We start from the raw sequence: 24,625 nt of genomic DNA, 5'->3' as shown, positions 1-24,625 counted from the left end.
CCGCTGATTTGGCAGCGACGGAGCAAAGCCTATCGGTCAGGCGCTCGCGGCGCCAAGTCTACTCTGGCGACGCGTGTTGTAGGAATCGAGGGTTTTTCAGGAAGGGCGGATCTGTAGGATCTTGCTGGTTTTGTATAACGCTGAGTGGTGCTGATCAGTTAAGCCAAAATACGATCTGTAGCAGCTGGCGTAGCCTGCGTCCGGCTGCGTAGCAGTCGTGAAATCGGACCACGCGGTGTTTCAGGAAGATCTCGCACGCAGGCTTTACGACTGCTGCGCAGCCGAACGCAGGCTTCGCCAGCTGCTACTCCGCATTTCGCTTTCTGAGGGTGGTGTTTCATGTCCCCTCAGCCCCTTATTGACTTGAAGTCCTGCCCGTATCGTTACGGGCAGGGTCTCCAAGCGAGGGCGAATACCTTACCGACTAACCTTCCACGCATCCCCCGCAGGTGCCTTTCCGTGGTCATATGGTTTGGCGATCCACATGTAGAGCAGGCCCAGGCCAATAACGATGGCAGTACTCAGGACCATGGCGTAGTTGATGTACCACGCGGCATCCGGGGTGCGTGGCCAGGCCATGTTGATAATGGCCCCGACACCATAGACCAGCGCGCCGATGTTCACCGCCCAGCCCCAGGCGCCGAGGGAGAATTTACCGCTCGGTTTCCAGCCCTTCATGCGGGCGTACAGGGCCGCGAGCACGATCATCTGGAACGCCAGGTAGATGCCGATGGCCGCGAAGCTGACGATGGTGGCGACCGCATCCTGCAGGAAGAAGCCGAGGATGATGATGAGTGCCGGCAGGACTCCGGACACGAACAGCGCGGCAACTGGAACCTGAGTCGTAGGGGAAATCTTCTTCAGCAGTCGGCTGCCGATGACCATTTCGTCACGGGCGTAGGAATACAGCAGACGACTGGCCGCTGCTTGCAGGCTGATGACGCAGGAGATGAAGGAAATCATCACCACGCCCATCACCACTTTCGAACCGACCGGGCCGAAGGCGTTGTTGAGGATGGTGGTGACTGGATCCTTGTCGGTGCCGTTGATCACGGCCTGCATGTCCGGTACGGCCAGGATCAGTGCCAGGCAGGCGAACATCGCCGCGATGCCGCCGATGTAGATCGTCATGCGCATGGCCACCGGGATCTTCTTGCTCGGATTCGGGGTTTCTTCGGCCACGTCGCCGCAGGCCTCGAAGCCGTAGTACAGGAACATCCCCGCCAGAGACGCGGTGAGGAACGCCGGCAGGTACGAGCCGTCGACGCTGATATCAAAGGTATTGAACAACACGCTGATGGGTTGATGACGCTCGAAAATCAGCAGGTAAACGCCGACGATCACCGCGCCCACCAGCTCGCAGAGGAAGCCGAACATGGCAATGCGCGCCAGTACTTTGGTGCCGCTTAGGTTGACCAGGGTGGCGAACAGCGTCAGGAACAGGGCAATGATGATGTTGGTGTTGTTGCTCGGTTCAAAGCCCATCATGGCGGCGAGGTACGGACCGGCACCCACGGCAACCGCCGCGATGGTCACGCACAGGGCGATGGAGTAGATCCAGCCGACCATCCACGCCCAACGCTTGCCCACCAGGCGGCGGGCCCATGGGTACACGCCGCCGGAAATCGGGAACTGCGAAACCACTTCGCCGAAGATCAGGCACACCAGCAACTGGCCGCAACCGACCAGCAGATAAGCCCAGAACATCGGTGGCCCGCCCGCGGCAAGGCACAAGCCGAACAGGGTATAAACCCCGACGACCGGGGAAAGGTAAGTGAAGCCCAGGGCGAAGTTTTCCCACAGGCTCATGCTGCGGTTGAAATTGGAGGTGTAACCCAGCTTGCGTAGTTGCTCGGCATCGCTGTCGGCAAGGGCTGCAGAGAGTTCGGGTGATGCACTCATATGTGATTGCTCCGGAAAATCGGCAGATTTCGGATGTCCGAAACCGTGACGGGGCCTTGAGGGCACCGCCCGGATCGGTGGTTATTGTTTTGTTTTTTTGGTGTGGAGCCTGGTGGTGCGTATTGCCGGTTTCTGCCTTGAAACCGAGGTGACCTCTTCGCGAGCAAGCCCGCTCCCACAGGTACTGCGCAGTCCATGTGGGAGCGGGCTTGCTCGCGAAGCTTTTAATGCCTTTAGTGCTTGAACATCACATGCCGTACGACGGTGTAGTCCTCAAGCCCGTACATGGACATGTCCTTGCCATAGCCCGACAGTTTCTGACCGCCATGAGGCATTTCGCTGACCAGCATGAAGTGCGTGTTCACCCAGGTGCAGCCGTAATGTAAGCGGGCCGACAGGCGATGAGCGCGACCGACGTCGGCGGTCCATATCGAGGAGGCCAGGCCGTATTCCGAATCGTTGGCCCAGCCGAGTACCTGCGCTTCATTGCTGAATTTGGTCACCGACACCACCGGCCCGAACACTTCACGGCGGACGATTTCGTCGTCCTGCTGGGCGTCGGCCAGCACCGTCGGTTCGAAGAAGTAGCCGTTGCCCTCGACAGCCTTGCCGCCAGTGATCAAGCGAATGTGCGGCTGGGCGATGGCGCGCTCGACGAAACCGGCCACGCGGTCGCGGTGTTGTGCGGTGATCAGCGGGCCGAGTTCGGTAGACGGATCGTCCTGCAAGCCGTACTTGATGCTGCTGACCGCAGCCCCGAGTTTCTCCACGAACTTGTCGTAGATGCCTTCCTGCGCGTAGATGCGGCAGGCGGCGGTGCAGTCCTGGCCGGCATTGTAGAAACCGAAGGTGCGGATGCCTTCGACGGCGGCGTCGATGTCGGCGTCGTCGAAGATGATCACCGGAGCCTTGCCGCCCAGTTCCATGTGCATGCGTTTGACGCTGTCGGCGGTGCTGGAAATGATGTTCGAACCGGTTGCGATCGAACCGGTCAGCGACACCATGCGCACTTTCGGGTGGGTGACCAATGGGCTACCGACGGTAGGACCACGGCCGAACACCAGGTTGAGCACGCCGGCCGGGAATATGTCCGACGCCAGTTCGGCCAGGCGCAGGGCAGTCAGCGGGGTCTGTTCCGATGGCTTGAGCACCACGGTATTACCGGCGGCCAGGGCCGGGGCGATTTTCCAGGCGACCATCATCAGCGGGTAGTTCCACGGCGCGATGGAAGCGATCACGCCCACTGGGTCGCGGCGGATCATCGAGGTGTGGCCCGGCAGGTATTCGCCACCGGCCGAACCGCTCATGCAACGGCTGGCGCCGGCGAAGAAGCGGAACACGTCGGCAATCGCCGGGATCTCGTCGTTCAGCGCGGCGCTGTAAGGCTTGCCGCAGTTGTCCGATTCCAGCCTGGCCAACTCTTCGCCGTGGGCTTCTATGGCATCGGCGAGTTTGAGCAGCAGCAGCGAACGCTCTTTCGGCGGGGTATGCGACCAGCTGTCGAACGCGGCGTCGGCGGCGCGCACGGCGGCATCGACCTGGGCTTCGCTGGCTTCGTTGATTTCCACGAGCACACGACCCAAGGCCGGGTTGAAGACGGGTTGGGCGGGGCCTTCGCCGTTTTGCAGTTGGCCGTTGATCAAGAGTTTGGTTTGCATGGCTTTGTCCTCATCAATGCAGATCTTGTTTTGAAACCGGTCCCTGTGGGAGCGAGCTTGCTCGCGATGGCGGTGTGTCAGCCACCATCCATGCTGAATGTGATGGCCTCATCGCGAGCAAGCTCGCTCCCACAGGGGGTAGTGGTGTCTATTTTGAGTTTATTTCCCGCCACTCCCCGCAACGCTCTCACCACCCCGCGTCAGGTAATAGGCACCAAGAATCGGCAGCATGGTCACGATCATCACCAGCATCGCCACGACGTTGGTCACCGGTACGTCCCGTGGGCGGCTTAGCTGGTTGAGCAACCACAGCGGCAGGGTGCGTTCATGGCCGGCGGTGAAGGTGGTGACGATGATTTCGTCGAACGACAGGGCAAACGCCAGCATGCCGCCGGCCAGCAACGCCGAGCCGAGGTTCGGCAGGATGATGTAGCGGAAGGTTTGCCAGCCGTCGGCACCGAGGTCCATCGAGGCCTCGATCAGGCTGTGGGAGGTACGGCGCAAACGGGCGATGACGTTGTTGTAGACGATCACCACACAGAAAGTCGCGTGACCGACGATGATGGTGAACATCCCCGGCTCGATGCCCAATGTCTTGAAGGTCGCCAGCAGCGCGATCCCGGTGATGATCCCCGGCAGGGCAATCGGCAGGATCAGCATCAGCGAGATGCCTTGCTTTCCGAAGAAATCCCGGCGGTACAACGCCGCCGACGCCAGGGTGCCGAGGACCATGGCAATCGCCGTTGCAATGGCGGCGATTTGCAGCGACAGCTTGATCGCTTCCAGCACGTCCGGTCGCGAGAACGCCACACCGATCCACCTCCAAGTGAAACCCTTGGGCGGGAAGCTGAACGCCGCGTCTTCGGTGTTGAAGGCGTACAGGAAGATGATCAGGATCGGGAAGTGCAGGAACACCAGTCCGCCCCAGGCCGCGATGCGCAGGCCAATTGAAGCTTTCTCAGAGTGCATCGAAGGCTCCCAGTCGTTTGACGATGGACAGGTAAATGGCGATCAGCACGATCGGCACCAGGGTGAAGGCCGCGGCCATCGGCATGTTGCCGATCGCGCCTTGCTGGGCGTACACCATGCTGCCGACGAAGTAGCCGGGCGGGCCCACCAGTTGCGGCACGATGAAGTCGCCCAGGGTCAGCGAAAACGTGAAGATCGAGCCTGCGGCAATGCCTGGGACCGACAGCGGCAGAATCACTTGCATGAAGGTCTGGCGTGGCCTGGCACCGAGGTCGGCGGAGGCTTGCAGCAGCGAGGGAGGCAGGCGTTCCAGCGAAGCCTGGATCGGCAGGATCATGAACGGCAGCCAGATGTAGACGAACACCATGAAGCGCCCCAGGTGCGAGGTCGACAAGGTGCTGCCGCCAACGCCCGGAATGCCCAGCACGAATTGCAGAACCGGTTCCAGCCCCAGGTGCTGCACGAACCACTGTGCCACGCCGCCCTTGGCCAGCAGCAGCGTCCAGGCGTAGGCCTTGACGATGTAACTGGCCCACATCGGCATCATCACCGCGATGTAGAAAAACGCTTTGGTCTTGCCCGTGGTGTAGCGCGCCATGTAGTAGGCAATCGGGAACGCGACGATGGCGCTGGCAATCGACACCACAATCGCCATGCCCAGGGTGCGCAGGATGATGTCGAAGTTCGACGGCTGGAACAGCGCGGTGAAGTTCGCCAGGGTCAGGTCGGGAGTGACCGCCATGGTGAAGTCGTCGAAGGTGTAGAAACCTTGCCACAGCAAGGTCAGCAACGAGCCCAGATAGATCGCGCCGAACCACAGCAGCGGCGGCACCAGCAGCAGCGACAGGTACAGGTTCGGCCGGCGATACAACAGGTTGGAAAACCTGCGCAACGGCGAGCCGCCTGACGAGGTTTGAGAAATAGCCAAGGTGCTCATCTCACACCCCGCCTGCCAGGGTGTCGTGCAACTGGACCATCGCTTCCCGTGCCCAGCGAGCGCTGAGACGTTGCCCGGTCTGATGTTGCGCGCTGCTGTCGATCCACTGATTGTTGGCCTGGCTGATGTTCAGGGTCTGGCCGTTTTCCAGTTTCAGTTCATAGCGGGTGGCGCTGCCCTGGTACTGGATGTCGTGCAGCATACCGCTGACTTCGATTTCATGGCTGGCCAGCGGTCCTTCGGCGAATCGCACGTGTTCCGGGCGAATCGAAAACGGCTGTGGATTACCGCTCAGCTGCCTGGCCAGGTCGCCGCGAATCACGTTGGAGGTGCCGACGAACTCGGCGACGAAGGTGGTCGCCGGTTTCATGTACAGGTTGCGCGGGCTGTCGACCTGTTCGATGCGCCCCTTGTTGAACACCGCCACGCGGTCGGACATCGACAGCGCTTCGGTCTGGTCGTGGGTGACGAAAATGAAGGTGATGCCGAGCTGGCGTTGCAGCTTCTTCAACTCGCCCTGCATTTGCTCGCGCAACTTCAGGTCGAGGGCGCCGAGGGGTTCGTCCAGCAACAGTACGCGAGGACGATTGACCAAGGCGCGGGCCAGGGCCACACGCTGGCGCTGACCGCCGGAGAGTTGCACCGGCTTGCGCTCGCCGTAGCCGCCGAGGGCGACCATTTCCAGGGATGCTTCGGCGCGCTTGAGGCGCTCGGTCTTGCCGATGCCTTTGACTTTCAAACCGTAGGCGACGTTGTCGCGCACATTCATGTGCGGGAACAGCGCGTAATCCTGGAACACGGTGTTCACGTCGCGCTGGTAGGGCGGCAGGTGGGCGGCCTCTTCGCCATGAATACGGATGGAGCCCGCGCTCGGTTGTTCAAAACCGGCAATCAGGCGCAAACAGGTGGTCTTGCCCGAGCCGGACGGCCCCAGCATGGAGAAGAACTCGCCGTCCTGGATGTCGATGGAAACCCGGTCGACGGCTTTCACTTCGCCGAATAGACGGGAGACGTTGGTGAACTGGACTGCAAGCGTCATGGTGCGGTGCTCCAAAAAGGCGAAGGCCGTCGCAGCGGCCCTGCCTGGACTTCTGAAAAAGCTGAATCAAAGTGAACTGCGTCGTAGCAGCTGCCGAGGTACGAGGCTGCGTTGCGTGTCCGCGGGACCGCCCTCGGGGGGCCGCTGCGCAGCCCGACGCAGCCTCGTGCCTCGGCAGCTGCTACAGAGGGGTTAACGGCCGCCCATGATCGCGATGTAGTCCTGGGTCCAGCGGCTGTACGGCACGAACTTGCCGCCTTCAGCCTGCGGGGTTTTCCAGAAGGCGATCTTGTCGAAATTGTCGAAACCGTTGGTCTTGCAGCCCTCGGCGCCGAGCAATTCGCTACCGGTGCATGCTGCCGGGACTGCCGGCAACGAGCCGAACCACGCCGCTACGTCACCCTGGACCTTCGGTTGCAGTGACCAGTCCATCCACTTGTAGGCGCAGTTCGGGTGCTTGGCCTCGGCGTGCATCATGGTGGTGTCGGCCCAACCGGTGGCGCCTTCTTTCGGGATGGTCGAGGCGATTGGCTGCTTCTCGTTCATCAGACCGTTGACCTGATACGGCCACGAACTGGAGGCGACCACGCCTTCGTTCTTGAAGTCGCTCATTTGCACAGTGGTGTCGTGCCAGTAGCGGTGGATCAACGGCTGCTGGGCGCGCAACAGGTCGAGCACGGCCTTGTACTGGGCTTCGGTCAGTTCGTAGGGGTTCTGGATGCCCAGTTCCGGCTTGGCGCTCTTCAGGTACAGCGCCGCGTCGGCGATGTAGATCGGGCCGTCATAGGCCTGCACGCGGCCCTTGTTCGACTTGCCGTCCGGCAGGTTTTGCGCATTGAACAGCACGCCCCAGCTGGTGGGCGCGGTCTTGAACACGTTGGTGTTGTACATCAACACGTTCGGGCCCCATTGATACGGGGTGCCAAAGGTCTGCTTGTTGACCACGTACCACGGTCCATCCTTGAGGCGCGGGTCGAGGTTTTTCCAGTTCGGGATCAACGCAGTGTTGATCGGCTGCACACGCTTGCCGACGATCAGGCGTAGGGAGGCATCGCCCGACGCCGTCACCAGGTCGTAACCACCCTTGGCCATCAGGCTGACCATTTCGTCGGAGGTGCCCGCCGTCTTGACGTTGACCTTGCAGCCGGTTTCCTTCTCGAAAACGGTTACCCAGTCGTAGGCTTTGTCGCTCTCGCCACGTTCGATGTAGCCAGGCCAGGCCACAATATCCAGTTGGCCCTCGCCGGCCCCGACAGCTTTGAGCGGCTCGGCGGCCTGGACACTGGCGCTGGCCAGCAGCGCGGTGGTGATTGCACTGAGCAGTGCGGTCTTGTGCACGAACATGGAATTTCCCTCTTCTTCAAATTATGGTCGGGGCAGTTGTGAACGTGGTGAAGCATGCCGTTGGTGGCTTGTTATAAGCGTAGTCAGAGATGCTCGCCATGGCGGGCCATGATGTGTCGCACCACGCTGTAGTCCTGAAGCGAATCGCTGGACAGGTCTTTGCCGTAGCCCGAACGTTTCAGGCCGCCATGGGGCATTTCGCTGACCAGCATGAAATGGCTGTTGATCCAGGTGCAGCCGTACTGCAGGCGCGCTGCGACCTGCATGGCCTTGTCGAGGTTCTGGGTCCAGACCGACGAGGCCAGGCCGTATTCCGAGTCGTTGGCCCAGTCCACCGCTTGTTCGAGTTCATCGAAACGGGTCACGGTGACCACCGGCCCGAACACTTCGCGCTGGACGATCTCGTCACTTTGCTTGCAACCGGCGAGCAAGGTCGGCTGGTAATAGAAGCCGGCGCCGGAATGCACGGCCGCGCCGGTCACACGCTCGATGTGCGGCTGGCCGAGGGCCCGTTCGACAAAACTGGCCACGCGATCACGCTGGCGGGTGCTGATCAGCGGGCCGATTTCGTTGTCGGCGTCACGTTTACCGGCGAAGCGCAGGCTGCTGACCGCCGCGCCGAGCTCGGCCACCAGGCGGTCATGAATCCCGGCCTGGGCGTAAATGCGGCAAGCGGCGGTGCAATCCTGGCCGGCGTTGTAATAGCCGTAGGTGCGCACGCCTTCGATCACGGCCTGAATATCGGCATCGTTGCAGACGATCACCGGGGCCTTGCCGCCGAGTTCCAGGTGGGTGCGTTTGAGCGTCTTCGATGCGGCCTGGAGAATCTTCTGGCCGGTGACGATATCGCCGGTCAGCGACACCATGCGCACTTTTGGATGGCTGACCAAATGGCTGCCGACCCCTTCGCCGCCACCGCAAACGATGTTGATCACACCCCGTGGCAGGATCTCGGCCAGCGCGGGTGCCAGGGCCAGGATCGACAGCGGCGTGTGTTCCGACGGCTTGAATACCAGGGTGTTGCCGGCGGCGAGGGCCGGGGCGATTTTCCACGCGGCCATCATGATCGGGTAGTTCCACGGCGCAATCGACGCCACGACCCCGATCGGATCGCGACGGACCATGCTGGTGTAGCCCGGCAGGTATTCGCCGCTGAGCTGGCCGGTCTGGCAACGTACGGCACCGGCGAAGAAGCGGAACACGTCGACCGTGGCATTGAGGTCATCCTGACGGGCCAGGTGCAACGGCTTGCCGCAGTTCATGGATTCGAGGCGGGCCAGCAGGTCGGCGTTTTTTTCGATGGCGTTGGCGATCTCCAGCAGCAGGTTGGAACGTTGCTGTGGCGTGGTGCGTGACCAACCGGCAAAGGCACGGTGGGCGGCGAGGATGGCGGCTTCGACTTGCTCGGTGCTGGCTTCAGCGATCTGCGTCAGGACTTCGCCGGTGGCCGGGTTGAGGATCGGCTCGGCAAAGCCTTGCCCGGCGACCAGTTCACCATCGATCAACAGGGCGGTGAACAACGGAGTCTGCGCGCCAGCCATTTTTCGGGTTCTCGTTTTTTGTGTGGCTTGTTGTGTAGACATGGCAGCGCTCCCTGTGACTGGGGCCCGGCCGTCTTTATTAGATGCAACAAGACTAGTTTGCGGACCCGAGGACAACAAATACTAAATACTGAAGGTGGCGTTCGATTAAATAGATGGCTTGCGCCCGCCGTGGGGTTGTTCGCGAGCGACCGTGAGAAAGGGGTCCACCAGCGCCGGGCGCGCGGTGCCGCGACGCCAGGCCAGGCCGACATCCAGGGTCTGGCTGAGGTCGGCAATCGGCCGCGCTTCGATTATGTCGCCCTCCAGTGACCACGGGCGATAGGTCATGTCTGGCTGGATCGACACACCCAATCCGGCGGCCACCAGGCTTCGCACTGCTTCGGTCGAGGCTGTGCGCAGGGTGATGCGCGGTTGCAGCGAGGCGGCGGACCACATGCGTTGGGCGTTGCGGTCCATTTCGTCGACGTTCAGTTGAATCAAGGGCTCGCGGGCCACATCGGCGAGGTTGATGCTGTCGTGTTCCAGCAAGGGATGCTGGGCCGGCAGCCATAGCCGGTGCGGCGAGTGGGTCAGCACCTCGGTCTGCAAGGCGTGACGGTCTTCGAGGTTGGAGAGGATCAGCACGCCGACATCGATCTCGCCGCTGACCAGCAAATGCTCGATGTATGGGCGCTCGTCTTCCATCACGCGGATTTCCACGTTGGGGTAGGCGCGCTGGAAGCGGGTGAGCAGATCCGCCAGGTAATAACCGGCCACAAGGCTGGTCACGCCGACGATCAGTTGCCCGGCAACCTGGTCGGTGCTCTGTTGCAGGCTGCGCTTGGCGTTATCCACCGTGGCCAGGATCAAGTGCGCCTGACGCAGGAATTGATGCCCCTGGTGGGTCAGGGTCATGCCCTTGGCATGGCGGCTGAACAGGCTGACGCCGATTTCCTCCTCCAGTTGCTGGATGGCCAGGGTCAGGGTCGACTGGGAAATGAACGCGGTTTGCGCGGCGGCCGAGATCGAGCCGGTCTCGGCCACGGCGATGAAGTGACGGATCTGACGCAGGGTCATCATGGGGGGAAGCACCCGGTGGGCTGTTTTTATCGATTTATTGGAGTGTATATCTTTTTTTTCGATGGTCAGCGCCAGGTGCCCTGGCGATGCAACATCTGGAAGCACTCTCGCGCACGGGGCGTCGGCACTTTCGATCTAGGCTGGTGCCCTTGATTTCAGGTTAAACGTCCTGTGGAGGCAGCAAATGAACACCCGTGGATTGCTCGATCAACTTCTCAAGTCCGGCCAGGACCTGCTTCAGAACAAGGCCGGTGGCTCACAGCAAAAGGGCGTGAGCGGTGGCACCGGCGCCCTTGGCGGTTTGCTCTCCGGTGCGAGCGGCGGGGCATTGGCGGCAGGCGCCATGGGCTTGTTACTTGGTAGCAAGAAGGCCCGCAAGGTGGGCGGCAAGGTTGCGGTCTACGGCGGCCTCGCCGCGTTGGGCGTGCTGGCCTACAAGGCCTACGGCAACTGGCAGGCGCAGCAGGGCACTGCGCCAGAAACGGAACCGCAAACCCTCGACCGCTTGCCTGCCGCGCAAGTCGAGCAGCACAGCCAGGCGATTCTCAAGGCGCTGGTGGCTGCGGCCAAGGCTGACGGTCATATCGATGAACGTGAGCGCGAGCTGATCGAAGGCGAATTCAGCAAACTCGACAATGACCAGGAGCTGCAACACTGGCTGCACGCCGAGCTCAACAAGCCGCTGGACCCGAGCGATGTCGCCCGCGCCGCCGGCTCCCCGGAAATCGCCGCCGAGATGTACATCGCCAGCGTGATGATGGTGGACGAGGAAAACTTCATGGAGAAGGCCTATCTCGATGAGCTGGCGCGTCAGCTGAAGCTGGAGCCGGGGTTGAAGGCTGAACTGGAGAAGCAGGTGCGCCAGGCTTCGATGTAATTGTGGGAGCTGGCTTGCCAGCGAAGGCGGACATTCAGTCAGTAATCGGTTGTCTGGCACGACGCTTTCGCTGGCAAGCCAGCTCCCACAGGGGCCTCGTTTTCAGCTGCACCACATCCCCAATGGCCGAACCATCGCCCGATTCTACCCAATCACCCCTAACACCCATTCCCTCAATTAGCGGACAGTCCCACCCAGAGCCCATCCCGCCTTTTTTCAACGGGATGAGAAGTGGCGTGCATCCGTCTTATAAATGAAACACCGCCCTCGGCTATACTCCCCGCATTTCGAATCAGGCCCCGAGGATTGACTGTGAAGAACTGGACGTTGCGCCAACGCATTTTGGCGAGCTTTGCGGTAATTATCGCCATCATGTTGCTGATGGTGGTCGTCTCGTATTCCCGGCTGTTGACGATCGAAAACAGCGAGGCCAACGTGCGTGAGGACGCTCTGCCAGGGTTGTATTACAGCTCGATGATTCGTGGCGCGTGGTCCGACAGTTATGTACGCATTCAGGCCATGCTCGGTCTGGAGCAAGGGCAGAGCTTCACTGCCGAGGATACTGCGAACTTCAAGGGCTTCGCTGAACGGTTGAAAGAGCAGATGGACCTCTACCGTGCAACGATGGGCGACGAAGAAGACAGGGTCGATTTCGCAGCGTTCGAAAAACTTCATGAGGACTACCAACGGATTCTGGCCACGGTGATCGAGTTGCATAAACGCAACCAGAACGCCGAGGCGGTCAACATGTTCCACAGTGAACTGACCCCGACCTGGGCGGCGGGTCGAATGAAGGTCAATGACATCCTGCGTCATAACAAGACCGTGGCGGACACAGAAATCGCGGCCATTGATGATGCGGTGTTCACCGCCAAAGTCATCATGGGCATTTCCCTGGCGATCGCGGTGCTGGCCGCTGCCCTCTGCGGCCTGTTGTTGATGCGCGCCATCATGGCGCCGATGAACCGCATCGTGAAAATCCTTGAAATCATGCGCACTGGCGACCTGAGCAGCCGCCTGAACCTGGAGCGCAAGGACGAGTTCGGCGCGGTAGAGACCGGTTTCAACGACATGATGACCGAGCTCACTTCCCTGGTGTCCCAGGCCCAGCGCTCGTCGGTGCAAGTGACCACGTCGGTGACCGAGATCGCCGCGACGTCCAAGCAGCAACAAGCCACCGCTACCGAAACCGCCGCTACCACCACGGAAATCGGTGCGACCTCCCGTGAAATCGCCGCCACTTCCAGGGATCTGGTGCGCACCATGACCGAGGTTTCCACCGCCGCCGATCAGGCTTCCGTGGCCGCAGGCTCAGGGCAACAGGGCTTGGCGCGCATGGAGGAAACCATGCATTCGGTGATGGGCGCGGCCGATCTGGTCAATGCCAAGCTGGCGATCCTCAACGAGAAGGCCGGTAACATCAATCAGGTGGTGGTGACCATCGTCAAGGTCGCCGACCAGACCAACCTGTTGTCGCTCAACGCCGCCATCGAAGCCGAGAAGGCCGGGGAGTACGGGCGCGGTTTTGCTGTGGTCGCCACCGAAGTGCGGCGTCTGGCGGATCAGACGGCCGTGGCCACCTACGACATCGAGCAAATGGTGCGCGAGATCCAGTCGGCGGTATCGGCCGGGGTCATGGGCATGGACAAGTTTTCCGAAGAGGTGCGTCGCGGCATGTCCGAGGTGCAGCAGGTCGGCGAGCAATTGTCGCAGATCATCCATCAGGTCCAGGCGTTGGCGCCGCGGGTGCTGATGGTCAACGAAGGCATGCAGGCCCAGGCCACCGGTGCCGAGCAGATCAACCATGCGCTGGTGCAGTTGGGTGACGCCAGCAGCCAGACAGTCGAGTCTCTGCGCCAGGCCAGTTTCGCCATCGATGAGCTGAGCCAGGTGGCCGTCGGGCTGCGCAGCGGCGTTTCGCGATTCAAAGTCTGATGAGCGAAATCACGGCCAAACGCACTGCCGTGAAACAGGTGCCGCATGCCTTGTTTCTGGTGTTTCGCATCGGCAACGAGCGCTATGCCTTGAAGGCCATCGAAGTGGCTGAAGTGCTGCCGCGCCTGCCGTTGAAGCCCATCCCCCATGCTCCCGCCTGGGTCGCCGGGGTGTTCGCCTATCGGGGCGCCGTGGTGCCGGTGATCGATTTGAGCGCTCTGACCTTTGGTGCGTCTGCACAGGCCCGTACCAGCACGCGACTGGTGCTGGTCAACTATCGCCCGGATGAAACTGTCGAGACACAGCTGCTCGGGCTGATCCTGGAGCAGGCGACTGACACCTTGCGCTGCGATCCGGCGGATTTTCAGCACTATGGCCTGGACAACCGCCAGACGCCTTACCTCGGGCCGGTGCGCAAGGACGAGCAGGGCTTGCTGCAATGGGTACGGGTCGGCGATCTGCTGGGCGACCGGGTGCGCGCCTTGTTGTTTCCCTCGCCGCCAATGGATCCGGCGCTGCTGCAGGAGCGGCCATGAACAACGATCAGCGTTTTTTCGACTTTCTCAAGGAAACTATCGGGCTCGACGTGACCTCGGTAGGGCCTGCGATCATCGAGCGAGCGGTGCGCCAGCGCAGCATCGTTTCGCAAGCATTGTCGGCCGATGAATACTGGCGGACCTTGCAGGGCTCGCGGGACGAGCAGCAGGCGTTGATCGAAGCGGTGATCGTTCCGGAAACCTGGTTCTTCCGCTATCCGGAGTCCTTCGTTACCCTGGCGAAACTGGCGAGCAAGCGTCTGGCCGAGATCAACAACCTGCGCGCACTGCGAATTCTCAGCCTGCCGTGCTCAACCGGCGAAGAACCCTACTCGATCGCCATGGCGTTGCTCGATGCCGGGCTCAAACCGCACCAGTTCAAAGTCGACGGCCTGGACGTCAGCCCGTTGTCAGTGGAAAAAGCCCGGCGGGCGTTGTACGGCAAGAACTCCTTTCGGGGTGATGACATTGCGTTTCGCGACCGTCATTTCAGCGCCGAAGGCGAGAGCTATCGCCTCGATCAGCGGGTAATCGAGCAAGTGCGCCTGCAGGTCGGCAACCTGCTGGATCCGGCCTTGCTGGCCGGTGAACCGCCCTTCGATTTCGTGTTTTGTCGCAACCTGCTGATCTACTTCGACCAGCCGACCCAGAAGCAAGTCTTCGAAGTGCTCAAGTGCCTGACTCACGTTGACGGCGTGCTGTTTATCGGTCCGGCCGAAGGCAGTCTGCTGGGGCGTCTGGGGATGCGCTCGATCGCAATCCCGCAGTCCTTCGCGTTCAGTCGACAGGGCACTGCGGACCCTGAGCCCTTGCCGACATTCTTGCCCGCACCATTGCCTGTGCCGCAACCGCTGCGCAATCCACCGCCTGCGCCAGTGCGCAGCCGTCCGTTTGCCCGGATTGCGCCGTTGCGGCCTGCGCCCGCAACCTCCGGCTCCGACACTGCCGCGCTGCTGGCCAATATCGCCGTGCTGGCCGATGAAGGCAAAAGCGCCGAGGCGCGAGCGGCGTGTGAAAGCTACTTGCGCAGCCATGAACCGGTGGCCCAGGTCTTTTATTGGTTGGGACTGCTCAGCGATGTGGCCGGCAATACCCTTGAAGCCCAGGGTTTTTACCGCAAGGCGTTGTACCTCGAGCCGCAACATCCCGAAGCGTTGATGCACCTGGCCGGGTTGCTGCAGGCCCAGGGCGACGCAATGGGAGCCAGACGATTGCAGGAACGTGCCGCCCGCAGCGCACGCGCCGCTGACAGTGAGCGTAAACGATGATCGCCCCAGACACCTTCAGCGTCACCCGGGACGCCCAGGCCATCGACGATTGCTGGAATCGCATCGGTATCCACGGCGACAAGTCCTGCCCGTTGCTCAGCGAGCATATTCATTGCCGCAATTGTGCGGTGTATTCGGCGGCTGCCACACGCTTGCTCGATCGTTATGCATTGCAGCAGGAAGATCGCGGGAGCGTGTCCGTCGCGGTCGAGAGCGAGGTGAAAACCCGCTCGCTGTTGATGTTCCGTCTGGGTGAAGAGTGGCTGGGGCTTGCGACCCGTAGTCTGGTAGAGGTGGCGCCGCTGCAAGCGATTCACTCGTTGCCGCATCAACGTTCCCGGGCCTTGCTCGGCGTGGCGAATGTGCGCGGCGCGCTGGTCGCCTGCCTGTCGCTGGTGGAACTGCTCGGGCTCGACGGCGCCAGCAGCGTGGCCACCGGTGCGCGGGTCATGCCGCGCATGCTGATCATCGCGGCCCACGGCGGGCCGGTGGTGGTGCCGGTGGACGAAGTCGACGGGATTCACGCCATTGACGAGCGCATCCTCGAAACCGCATCGCGCTCGGGTACTCAGGCCAGCGCCAAATACACCCGTGGCGTATTGCAATTCAAAGGTCGCAGCCTGCGTTGGCTGGATGAAGAACAGCTGCTGTCCGCCGTGACCCGGAGCCTCACATGACCCCCGAGCAAATGCGCGACGCCTCTTTGCTCGAGCTGTTCAGCCTGGAGGCGGAGGCTCAGACCCAGATCTTGAGCGCCGGCCTGCTGGCGCTTGAGCGCGACCCGACCCAGGCCGATCAACTTGAATCGTGCATGCGTGCCGCACACTCGCTCAAGGGCGCGGCGCGGATCGTCGGTGTCGACGCCGGGGTCAGCGTTTCCCATGTGATGGAGGATTGCCTGGTCAGTGCCCAGGAAGGTCGCCTGTTGCTGCACCCCGAACACATCGATGCATTGCTGCAAGGCACCGATTTGCTGATGCGCATCGCCACGCCGAACAACAACCCGGAGGCCGCGGACATCGAGGCCTATGTGGCGTTGATGGCGCGGTTGCTCGACCCTGCGGCCCCGTTGGTTGCGCCTGCCGTACCGGTGATGGCCGAACTTCAGCTCGAAGCACCCATACCCAGGGTCGAGCCGCCGGCGCCTGCCGTCGAACCGCCATCGGCGCCAGCCTCGCGCAAGACCAAACGCACCATCGAAAACGGCGAACGTGTGCTGCGTGTCACCGCCGAGCGCCTGAACAGTCTGCTCGATCTGTCGAGCAAATCCCTGGTGGAAACCCTGCGGCTCAAACCGCACCTGGCGACCATGCAGCGACTCAAGCGCATGCAGAGCAACAGCCTGCGCGCACTGGAGAATCTCAATGTGCATCTCAAGGATCACGCCTTGAGCCTGGAGGCCCAGGAAGCCCTTGAGGATGCGCGGCGATTGCTCGCGCAGTCCCAGCAACTGCTCATGGAAAAGAATGCCGAGCTTGATGAGTTCGCCTGGCATGCTAGCCAGCGGGCGCAGGTGTTGTACGACACGGCGCTGGCTTGTCGCATGCGGCCGTTTGCCGATGTGCTGACCGGGCAGGTGCGGATGGTCCGGGATCTGGGGCGCGATCTGGGCAAACAGGTTCGGCTGGAAATTGAAGGCGAAAAAACCCAGGTCGATCGCGACGTACTGGAAAAGCTCGAAGCGCCGCTGACTCACTTGTTGCGCAACGCGGTCGATCACGGCATCGAAACCCCGGAGCAGCGCCTGCTGGCGGGCAAGCCGGCGGAAGGTTTGATTCGCCTGCGCGCGTCCCATCAGGCCGGCTTGCTGGTGCTTGAACTGAGCGATGACGGTAACGGCGTGGACCTGGAAAAGGTCCGTCGCAGCATCGTTGAGCGAAATCTGTCGCCTGCGCAAACCGCTGCGCAGTTGAGCGAAGAAGAGTTGCTGACGTTCCTGTTCCTGCCCGGTTTCAGTCTGCGCGACACGGTCACCGAGGTGTCCGGTCGCGGTGTCGGCCTGGATGCGGTGCAGCACATGGTCCGGCAGTTGCGCGGCGCGGTGGTGCTGGAGCAGACGGCGGGCGAGGGCAGTCGGTTCCACCTTGAGGTGCCGCTGACCCTGTCGGTGGTGCGCAGCCTTGTGGTGGAAGTCGGCGATGAAGCCTATGCCTTCCCGCTGGCGCACATTGAGCGCATGTGCGACCTGGAGCCGTCGGATATCGTACAGGTCGAAGGTCGCCAGCATTTCTGGCACGAAGACCGGCATGTCGGCCTGGTGGCGGCCAGTCAGTTGCTGCAACGTCCGGCCAGCCAGAGCAGTGGGCAAACCCTGAAGGTCGTGGTGATTCGCGAGCGCGATGCGATCTACGGCGTGGCCGTGGAGCGGTTTATCGGTGAGCGCACCTTGGTGGTGCTGCCGCTGGATGAGCGTCTGGGCAAGGTGCAGGACATTTCCGCCGGGGCCCTGCTCGACGACGGTTCAGTGGTGCTGATCGTCGATGTCGAAGACATGCTGCGGTCGGTGGAGAAACTGCTCAACACCGGTCGTCTGGAGCGCATTGCCCGCCACAGCAATCAGGTGGTCGAGGCGACCCGCAAACGAATTCTGGTGGTGGATGATTCCCTGACCGTGCGAGAGTTGCAGCGCAAGCTGTTGCTCAATCGCGGCTACGACGTGGCGGTTGCGGTGGATGGCATGGACGGCTGGAACGCGCTGCGCTCGGAGGATTTCGATCTGCTGATCACCGACATTGATATGCCGCGCATGGACGGCATCGAACTGGTCACGCTGTTGCGTCGGGACAATCGCCTGCAATCGCTGCCGGTGATGGTGGTGTCCTACAAGGATCGTGAAGAGGACCGGCGCCGTGGACTGGATGCCGGGGCCGACTATTATCTAGCCAAGGCCAGTTTTCATGACGACGCCTTGCTCGATGCAGTGGTCGAGCTCATTGGAGGAGCGCGAGCATGAGGATTGCTATCGTCAACGATATGCCCATGGCGGTGGAGGCCTTGCGCCGCGCCCTGGCATTCGAGCCAACACACCAGGTGGTCTGGGTCGCCGGTAATGGCGCCGAGGCGGTGCGTCAGTGCGCCCAGGACACCCCGGACCTGATTCTGATGGACCTGATCATGCCGGTGATGGATGGCGTCGAGGCCACGCGACGGATCATGGCCGAGACCCCCTGTGCCATCGTCATCGTCACCGTGGATCGCCAGCAGAACGTGCACCGGGTGTTCGAGGCCATGGGCCACGGTGCGCTGGATGTGGTCGATACCCCGACGGTAGGTGCCGGCAATGCCCAGGAAGCGGCCGCGCCGTTGTTGCGCAAGATCTTGAATATTAGCTGGCTGATCGGCGACAACGGCAATCGCCCGCGCTTGACCACGGCGCCATTGCACCGCTCGGGCTCACGCCAGAGCCTGATCTCCATTGGCTCATCCGCTGGCGGGCCGGCAGCGCTGGAAGTCTTGCTCAAGGGGCTGCCGCGTGATTTCTCTCCGGCCATCGTGCTCGTGCAGCATGTTGATCAGGTGTTTGCCGCCGGCATGGCTGAATGGCTCGGCAGCGCCAGCGGTCTCAACGTGCGCCTGGCCCAGGAAGGCGAGACGCCGCAAAGCGGCACGGTACTGTTGGCCGGCACCAATCACCATATTCGCTTGCTGAAAAACGGCACGCTGGCCTACACCGCCGAACCGGTCAACGAGATCTACCGGCCCTCCATCGACGTGTTCTTCGAGAGCGTGGCCAGTTACTGGAATGGCGATGCCGTGGGGGTTTTGCTCACCGGCATGGGGCGTGATGGTGCCCAAGGGCTTAAACTCATGCGCCAACAGGGCTACCTGACCATCGCACAAGACCAGGGCAGCAGTGCGGTGTACGGTATGCCGAAGGCGGCCGCAGCCATCGACGCCGCCGTGGAGATTCGCCCGCTGGACAAGATAGCGCCACGATTGCTGGAGATTTTCGCCAAGTGAGCACATTTTCCCTCATTCCTGGCTCAAGTAGTACTCAGGTGACCGCACATGACTGAATTACAGCTCGACGACTTCAAGACCGACGAAAACGCCGCCATGGTGTTGCTGGTGGACGATCAGGCCATGATCGGCGAAGCCGTGCGTCGCGGCCTGTCGAACGAAGAGAACATCGATTTCCACTTCTGCGCCGACCCGCACCAGGCCATCGCCCACGCGGTGCGCATCAAGCCGACGGTGATCCTGCAGGATCTGGTCATGCCCGGCCTCGACGGCCTGAGCCTGGTGCGTGAGTACCGCAATCACCCGGCGACCAAGGACATTCCGATCATCGTCCTGTCGACCAAGGAAGACCCGCTGATCAAGAGCGCGGCCTTTGCCGCCGGTGCCAACGATTATCTGGTCAAGCTGCCTGACAACATCGAACTGGTCGCGCGCATCCGCTATCACTCGCGCTCCTACATGACCCTGCTGCAACGGGACGCGGCGTACCGCGCGTTGCGGGTCAGCCAGCAGCAACTGCTCGACACCAACCTGGTGCTGCAACGCCTGATGAACTCCGATGGCCTGACCGGGTTGTCGAACCGTCGGCACTTCGACGAATACATGGAACTGGAGTGGCGTCGTTCGTTACGTGAGCAGAGCCAGTTGTCGTTGCTGATGATCGACGTGGACTACTTCAAGGCCTACAACGACAGCTTCGGCCACCTGGAAGGCGATGAAGCCCTGCGCAAGGTCGCCGCGGCGATCAAGGACGCCAGCGCCCGGCCTTCGGACCTGCCGGCCCGTTACGGCGGCGAAGAGTTCGCCCTGGTACTGCCCAACACTTCCCAGGGCGGTGCACGGCTGGTGGCCGAGAAGCTGCGCCAGACCGTGGCAGCCCTGAAAATCCCGCATAACTCGCCCACCGAAGGTTCGAGCCTGACCATCAGCATCGGCCTGTCGACCATCACGCCGAAAGCGGGCAGCAACTGCCGTGACCTGATCAAGGCGGCGGACAACGGGCTGTATTCGGCAAAAAACAATGGGCGCAATCAGGTAGGGATCGAGTAACCAAAAGCGCTGCTCGTAGCACTGTAGCGCTGTAGCAGCTGCCGAGCCCGCGAGGCTGCGTTCGAGGACGAAGTCCTCGCCATCGCCGTTTTCCTGAAAAACTGCATCGTCCGGTTTTACGACGGCTGCGCCGCCGAACGCAGCCTCACAGGCTCGGCAGCTGCTACCAGTGCCTTGCCGTGGAAACCATTCGCCGGTAAACCCGCCATGCGGGCTGCCGGGGCCGCTTGATTACGGTATACTCGCCGGCTTTCAAAAGTTCGCCAACGAGTGCTGCCCGTCATGGAAATCAACCCGATCCTGAACACCATCAAGGACCTGTCCGAGCGCTCCGAAACTATTCGGGGGTATCTTTGACTACGATCAAAAGCATGAGCGTCTGACCGAAGTCAATCGCGAGCTTGAAGATCCGAGTGTCTGGAACAAACCTGAATACGCCCAGGAACTGGGCCGCGAGCGCGCTGCGCTGGCGCAGATCGTCGATACCCTGGACGAGCTGAACACGGGGCTGGCCGATTGCCGAGACCTGCTGGACATGGCCGTTGAAGAGAACGACGAAGGCGCAGTGGGCGATGTCGTCGCCGAGCTGGCCCGTCTCGAGGAAAGTCTGGCCAAGCTGGAATTCCGCCGTATGTTCAGCCATGAAATGGACCCGAACAACGCCTACCTGGACATCCAGGCCGGTTCCGGCGGCACCGAAGCCCAGGACTGGGCCAACATCCTGCTGCGCATGTACCTGCGCTGGGCCGACAAACGCGGTTTCGACGCGACCATCATGGAACTGTCCGCCGGTGAAGTCGCCGGGATCAAGGGCGCGACCGTGCACATCAAGGGCGAATACGCGTTTGGCTGGTTGCGGACCGAGATCGGCGTGCACCGTCTGGTGCGCAAGAGCCCGTTCGACTCCGGCAACCGTCGCCACACATCTTTCTCTGCGGTGTTCGTTTCCCCCGAGATCGATGACAAGGTGGAAATCGAGATCAATCCGGCAGACCTGCGGATCGACACCTATCGTTCCTCCGGTGCCGGTGGTCAGCACGTAAACACCACCGACTCGGCCGTACGTATCACCCACGTACCGACCAACACCGTGGTCAGCTGCCAGAATGAACGTTCCCAGCATGCCAACAAGGACACCGCCATGAAAATGCTGCGGGCCAAGTTGTATGAGCAGGAAATGCAGAAGCGCAACGCTGCGTCCCAGGCGCTGGAAGACACCAAGTCCGATATCGGCTGGGGTCATCAGATCCGTTCGTACGTGCTCGATGCCTCGCGGATCAAGGATCTGCGCACGAACATCGAACGCAGCGACTGTGACAAGGTGCTCGATGGCGATATCGACGAATACCTGGAAGCGAGCCTGAAATCCGGGCTGTAAGTTACTGACACACCGCGATCCCCTGTAGGAGCCGGCTTGCCGGCGATCCCCGGCCGCAGGCCGGGGAAAACGAACCAGATGGAATATTTAAAGACATGAGCGACCTAGAACTCGACCCGCAAGCCCTGCAACAGGAAGAAAACTCCCTGATCGCCCTGCGCAAGGAAAAGCTTGCTGCCGAGCGCGCCAAGGGCAATGCCTTCCCGAACGACTTCCGCCGCGAAAACTACTGCGAACAACTGCAGAAACAGTACGCGGACAAGACCAAGGAAGAGCTGGCAGAGGCTGCGATCCCGGTCAAGGTTGCCGGTCGTATCATGCTCAACCGTGGCTCGTTCATGGTGATCCAGGACATGACCGGTCGCATCCAGGTCTACGTCAATCGCAAGACCCTGTCCGAAGAAACCCTGGCCGCGGTGAAAACCTGGGACATGGGCGACATCATTGCCGCCGAAGGCACCCTGGCCCGTTCCGGCAAGGGCGACCTGTACGTTGAAATGACCAGCGTGCGCCTGCTGACCAAATCCCTGCGCCCGCTGCCGGACAAGCACCACGGCCTGACCGACACCGAACAGCGCTACCGCCAGCGCTACGTTGACCTGATCGTCAACGAAGACGTGCGCCAGACGTTCCGCGTGCGTTCGCAAGTCATCGCCCACATCCGCAGCTTCCTGATGAAGCGTGACTTCCTGGAAGTGGAAACGCCGATGCTGCAGACCATCCCGGGCGGCGCGGCAGCCAAGCCGTTCGAGACCCACCACAATGCGCTGGACATGGGCATGTTCCTGCGTATCGCGCCGGAGCTGTACCTCAAGCGCCTTGTTGTTGGCGGCTTCGAGAAAGTGTTCGAGATCAACCGCAACTTCCGTAACGAAGGCGTTTCGACTCGTCACAACCCTGAATTCACCATGTTGGAGTTCTACCAGGCCTACGCCGACTACGAAGACAACATGGACCTGACCGAAGAACTGTTCCGCGAACTGGCGCAGCTGGTTCTGGGCAGCACCGACGTGCCATACGGCGACAAGGTGTTCCACTTCGGCGAGCCGTTCGTGCGTCTGTCGGTGTTCGACTCGATCCTCAAGTACAACCCAGAGCTGACCGCCGATGACCTGAACGACATCGACAAGGCCCGCGCCATCGCCAAGAAGGCCGGCGCCAAGGTGCTGGGCTTCGAAGGCCTGGGCAAGCTGCAGGTGATGATTTTCGAAGAGCTGGTCGAGCACAAGCTGGAACAGCCGCACTTCATTACCCAGTACCCGTTCGAAGTGTCGCCGCTGGCCCGTCGTAACGATGACAACCCGAACGTCACCGATCGCTTCGAGCTGTTCATCGGTGGCCGTGAAATCGCCAACGCCTACTCCGAGTTGAACGATGCGGAAGACCAGGCCGAGCGTTTCATGGCCCAGGTGGCCGACAAGGACGCCGGCGACGACGAAGCCATGCACTACGACGCCGACTTCGTGCGTGCGCTGGAGTACGGCATGCCGCCAACGGCGGGTGAAGGCATCGGTATCGACCGTCTGGTGATGCTGCTGACCAACTCCCCGTCGATCCGCGACGTGATCCTGTTCCCGCACATGCGGCCGCAAGCGTAAGTGTTTCAAATAAAAAGCCGCCTTTGAGGCGGCTTTTTATTGCCTGTCTGGTACAAACGTATCAACTTGTTACTTTCATCTGAGAGGAAATACCTGTCGTGATTCGTGCAATAGCTCAAGAAGGTGCAGCGGGTGTCGCCACTGCGGTCGCTGAAAGCGTTCAGTACCAGGGCCGCAAGGCCAGCCGACAGGGCAGCGAACAGCGACGACAGGAAATCCTGGATGCCGCCATGCGCATTGTCGTGCGTGACGGCGTACGGGCCGTACGGCACCGTGCGGTGGCCGCCGAGGCACAAGTGCCGTTGTCGGCGACCACTTACTATTTCAAGGATATCGATGACCTGCTCACCGATACCTTCGCCCAATACGTGGAGCGCAGTGCGGCGTACATGGGCAAACTGTGGGTGAACAACGAGGGCCTGCTGCGCGAGATGATCGACAGTGGCGATGGCAGCCCGCAGGCGCGTTCGCAGTTGGCGGACGACATTGCACGGCTGATGACCGATTACGTTCACCGGCAACTGGTCAATCGGCGCGAACATTTGATGGCCGAGCAGGCGTTCCGTCAGGAGGCATTGCTCAACCCGCGCCTGGCCGAACTGGTGCGCTCGCATCAACAGATTCTGTTGCAGGGCTCTTGCCAGTTGTTCCAGGTGTTGGGCTCGCGCGAGCCGCATCAGGATGCCAAGGTGTTGACGGCGATTATCGGGCGGATGGAATATCAGGGCCTGCTCAACGTAGACGAGCCTGCCGCCGAAGAGGAAATGCTCGGCATCCTGACGCGCTACATGCACCTGGTGCTGGCGTCGGTGTGAGTTGAGCGCGGTCCCCGTAGCAGCTGCAGAAGGCTGCGCTCGGCGACGAAGTCGTCGTAAAACCTGCCACCGTGTTCCTTCAGGTTGATTCGGGATTCAGATTTTACGACTGCTTCGCAGCCGAACGCAGCCTTCGGCAGCCGCTACCGGTCAGCGCGAGGGGTGTTGTGTTTCATAGGGAGTATTGAATGAAAGCCAGGCGTGTCGTTGTGATCGCCTTGACGTTCCTGCTGCTCAGTGGCTGTCTGGTGACCTTCAAGGAACCGCTGCCCACGAGCGAGCCCGCGCCCAAAGGGTTGCTCGGCAAGTGGACCAGCACCAGCGCCTGGGGTGAGCCCGTCAATCTGGAGTTGACCCGCATCGGCGACAATCGCTACCAGGCCGTCAGCTACTTCAAGGCCAATCCCAAGGAGCGTGAAGCCTACCCCTTCACCGTGTCGCGTCATGGCAACCGTTGGTACCTGTCGGCGAAGGTGCCGGCGCAGTTCGGCGGGCATTTCATCATTGGCGGCTTCGAGCTGACCGACCAGCGTGAACTGGTGCTGTACAACCTCGACCTCGAACAGATCAACCAGGCGCTGAAGCAAAACGCCCTGAGCGGCGAAGCGTTTCAGACTGACGACGGCGCAGGCGTGCTGATCAACAGCCACATGGATCAAGTCGCCGCCTACCTCGACGACCCGGCCAATTCCGATGTGTTCGTCGAAGCCGTACGCTACCAGCGTCAGGCCAAAGCCAAATAAGCAGCACCAACAG

The 24,625-nt window shown here is 61.6% G+C and carries 20 protein-coding genes; 12 read left to right on the top strand and 8 right to left on the bottom strand.

The window, feature by feature from the left end:
* Positions 1-417 precede the first annotated feature (417 nt).
* The 8 genes from AC07W4_RS00505 to AC07W4_RS00470 all read right to left on the bottom strand — a co-directional run bounded on the left by AC07W4_RS00505 (position 418) and on the right by AC07W4_RS00470 (position 10,452).
* Positions 418-1,902: an APC family permease gene (locus tag AC07W4_RS00505; protein WP_495031123.1), complete on the bottom strand. Its 1,485-nt coding sequence runs from the start codon at positions 1,900-1,902 to the stop codon at positions 418-420.
* A 233-nt stretch (positions 1,903-2,135) separates the two neighbouring features.
* Entirely contained in the window at positions 2,136-3,560 is a 1,425-nt protein-coding gene (locus AC07W4_RS00500; protein WP_495031122.1) for a gamma-aminobutyraldehyde dehydrogenase, read from the bottom strand.
* Positions 3,561-3,719: 159 nt separating this feature from the next.
* Positions 3,720-4,529, bottom strand: coding sequence for an ABC transporter permease (locus AC07W4_RS00495; RefSeq protein WP_008052711.1), 810 nt, complete (start codon positions 4,527-4,529; stop codon positions 3,720-3,722).
* On the bottom strand, positions 4,519-5,466 hold the full coding sequence (locus tag AC07W4_RS00490) for an ABC transporter permease (protein ID WP_495031121.1): 948 nt from the start codon (positions 5,464-5,466) through the stop codon (positions 4,519-4,521). The genes AC07W4_RS00495 and AC07W4_RS00490 overlap by 11 nt, the downstream gene beginning before the upstream one ends.
* A 1-nt stretch (position 5,467) precedes the next feature.
* Positions 5,468-6,505 carry an ABC transporter ATP-binding protein gene (locus AC07W4_RS00485; RefSeq protein ID WP_495031120.1) on the bottom strand — a complete coding sequence of 346 codons (1,038 nt, stop codon included), beginning with the start codon at positions 6,503-6,505 and terminating at the stop codon, positions 5,468-5,470.
* A 192-nt stretch (positions 6,506-6,697) separates the two neighbouring features.
* On the bottom strand, positions 6,698-7,849 hold the full coding sequence (gene ydcS / locus AC07W4_RS00480) for a putative ABC transporter substrate-binding protein YdcS (protein WP_495031119.1): 1,152 nt from the start codon (positions 7,847-7,849) through the stop codon (positions 6,698-6,700).
* Positions 7,850-7,932: 83 nt separating this feature from the next.
* Positions 7,933-9,432: a gamma-aminobutyraldehyde dehydrogenase gene (locus AC07W4_RS00475; protein ID WP_081498110.1), complete on the bottom strand. Its 1,500-nt coding sequence runs from the start codon at positions 9,430-9,432 to the stop codon at positions 7,933-7,935.
* A 105-nt stretch (positions 9,433-9,537) separates the two neighbouring features.
* A complete protein-coding gene (locus AC07W4_RS00470) occupies positions 9,538-10,452 on the bottom strand; it encodes a LysR family transcriptional regulator (protein ID WP_007975056.1) in 915 nt (304 codons plus the stop codon).
* Between the two features lie 184 nt (positions 10,453-10,636).
* On the opposite strand from AC07W4_RS00470, the gene AC07W4_RS00465 reads away from it, so the two are divergent.
* The 12 genes from AC07W4_RS00465 to AC07W4_RS00410 all read left to right on the top strand — a co-directional run bounded on the left by AC07W4_RS00465 (position 10,637) and on the right by AC07W4_RS00410 (position 24,612).
* A complete protein-coding gene (locus AC07W4_RS00465; protein WP_495031118.1) occupies positions 10,637-11,329 on the top strand; it encodes a tellurite resistance TerB family protein in 693 nt (230 codons plus the stop codon).
* 312 nt (positions 11,330-11,641) lie between these two features.
* A complete protein-coding gene (locus tag AC07W4_RS00460) occupies positions 11,642-13,264 on the top strand; it encodes a methyl-accepting chemotaxis protein (protein ID WP_495031117.1) in 1,623 nt (540 codons plus the stop codon).
* Positions 13,264-13,800, top strand: coding sequence for a chemotaxis protein CheW (locus AC07W4_RS00455; protein WP_495031116.1), 537 nt, complete (start codon positions 13,264-13,266; stop codon positions 13,798-13,800). The genes AC07W4_RS00460 and AC07W4_RS00455 overlap by 1 nt, the downstream gene beginning before the upstream one ends.
* Positions 13,797-15,068 carry a CheR family methyltransferase gene (locus AC07W4_RS00450; RefSeq protein ID WP_495031115.1) on the top strand — a complete coding sequence of 424 codons (1,272 nt, stop codon included), beginning with the start codon at positions 13,797-13,799 and terminating at the stop codon, positions 15,066-15,068. The genes AC07W4_RS00455 and AC07W4_RS00450 overlap by 4 nt, the downstream gene beginning before the upstream one ends.
* Positions 15,065-15,745 carry a chemotaxis protein CheW gene (locus tag AC07W4_RS00445; RefSeq protein WP_495031114.1) on the top strand — a complete coding sequence of 227 codons (681 nt, stop codon included), beginning with the start codon at positions 15,065-15,067 and terminating at the stop codon, positions 15,743-15,745. The genes AC07W4_RS00450 and AC07W4_RS00445 overlap by 4 nt, the downstream gene beginning before the upstream one ends.
* Positions 15,742-18,021, top strand: a complete 2,280-nt coding sequence (locus tag AC07W4_RS00440; RefSeq protein WP_495031113.1) for a hybrid sensor histidine kinase/response regulator — start codon at positions 15,742-15,744, stop codon at positions 18,019-18,021. The genes AC07W4_RS00445 and AC07W4_RS00440 overlap by 4 nt, the downstream gene beginning before the upstream one ends.
* Positions 18,018-19,028 carry a chemotaxis response regulator protein-glutamate methylesterase gene (locus AC07W4_RS00435; RefSeq protein ID WP_495031112.1) on the top strand — a complete coding sequence of 337 codons (1,011 nt, stop codon included), beginning with the start codon at positions 18,018-18,020 and terminating at the stop codon, positions 19,026-19,028. Before AC07W4_RS00440 ends, AC07W4_RS00435 begins: the two co-directional genes overlap by 4 nt.
* Positions 19,029-19,076: 48 nt before the next feature.
* Positions 19,077-20,078: a diguanylate cyclase domain-containing protein gene (locus AC07W4_RS00430; protein ID WP_495031111.1), complete on the top strand. Its 1,002-nt coding sequence runs from the start codon at positions 19,077-19,079 to the stop codon at positions 20,076-20,078.
* A gap of 282 nt (positions 20,079-20,360) precedes the next feature.
* Positions 20,361-21,456, top strand: a protein-coding gene (gene prfB / locus AC07W4_RS00425) for a peptide chain release factor 2 (RefSeq protein ID WP_109790603.1) whose coding sequence is annotated in 2 segments (ribosomal slippage) — positions 20,361-20,432 and positions 20,434-21,456 — 1,095 coding nt in all. Because the reading frame shifts where the segments join, the coding sequence is not laid out codon by codon here.
* A 95-nt stretch (positions 21,457-21,551) separates the two neighbouring features.
* A complete protein-coding gene (lysS, locus tag AC07W4_RS00420) occupies positions 21,552-23,054 on the top strand; it encodes a lysine--tRNA ligase (RefSeq protein WP_057716207.1) in 1,503 nt (500 codons plus the stop codon).
* A gap of 98 nt (positions 23,055-23,152) precedes the next feature.
* A complete protein-coding gene (locus AC07W4_RS00415) occupies positions 23,153-23,869 on the top strand; it encodes a TetR/AcrR family transcriptional regulator (protein WP_008051378.1) in 717 nt (238 codons plus the stop codon).
* A 188-nt stretch (positions 23,870-24,057) separates the two neighbouring features.
* On the top strand, positions 24,058-24,612 hold the full coding sequence (locus tag AC07W4_RS00410; RefSeq protein ID WP_495031110.1) for a hypothetical protein: 555 nt from the start codon (positions 24,058-24,060) through the stop codon (positions 24,610-24,612).
* The last annotated feature ends 13 nt before the right edge of the window (positions 24,613-24,625 follow it).

It is taken from the genome of Pseudomonas sp. GW821-FHT02A08, assembly GCF_059422045.1.
The sequence above is the reverse complement of the archived record's forward strand: the minus strand, read 5'-3'. Positions and strand labels throughout refer to the sequence as shown.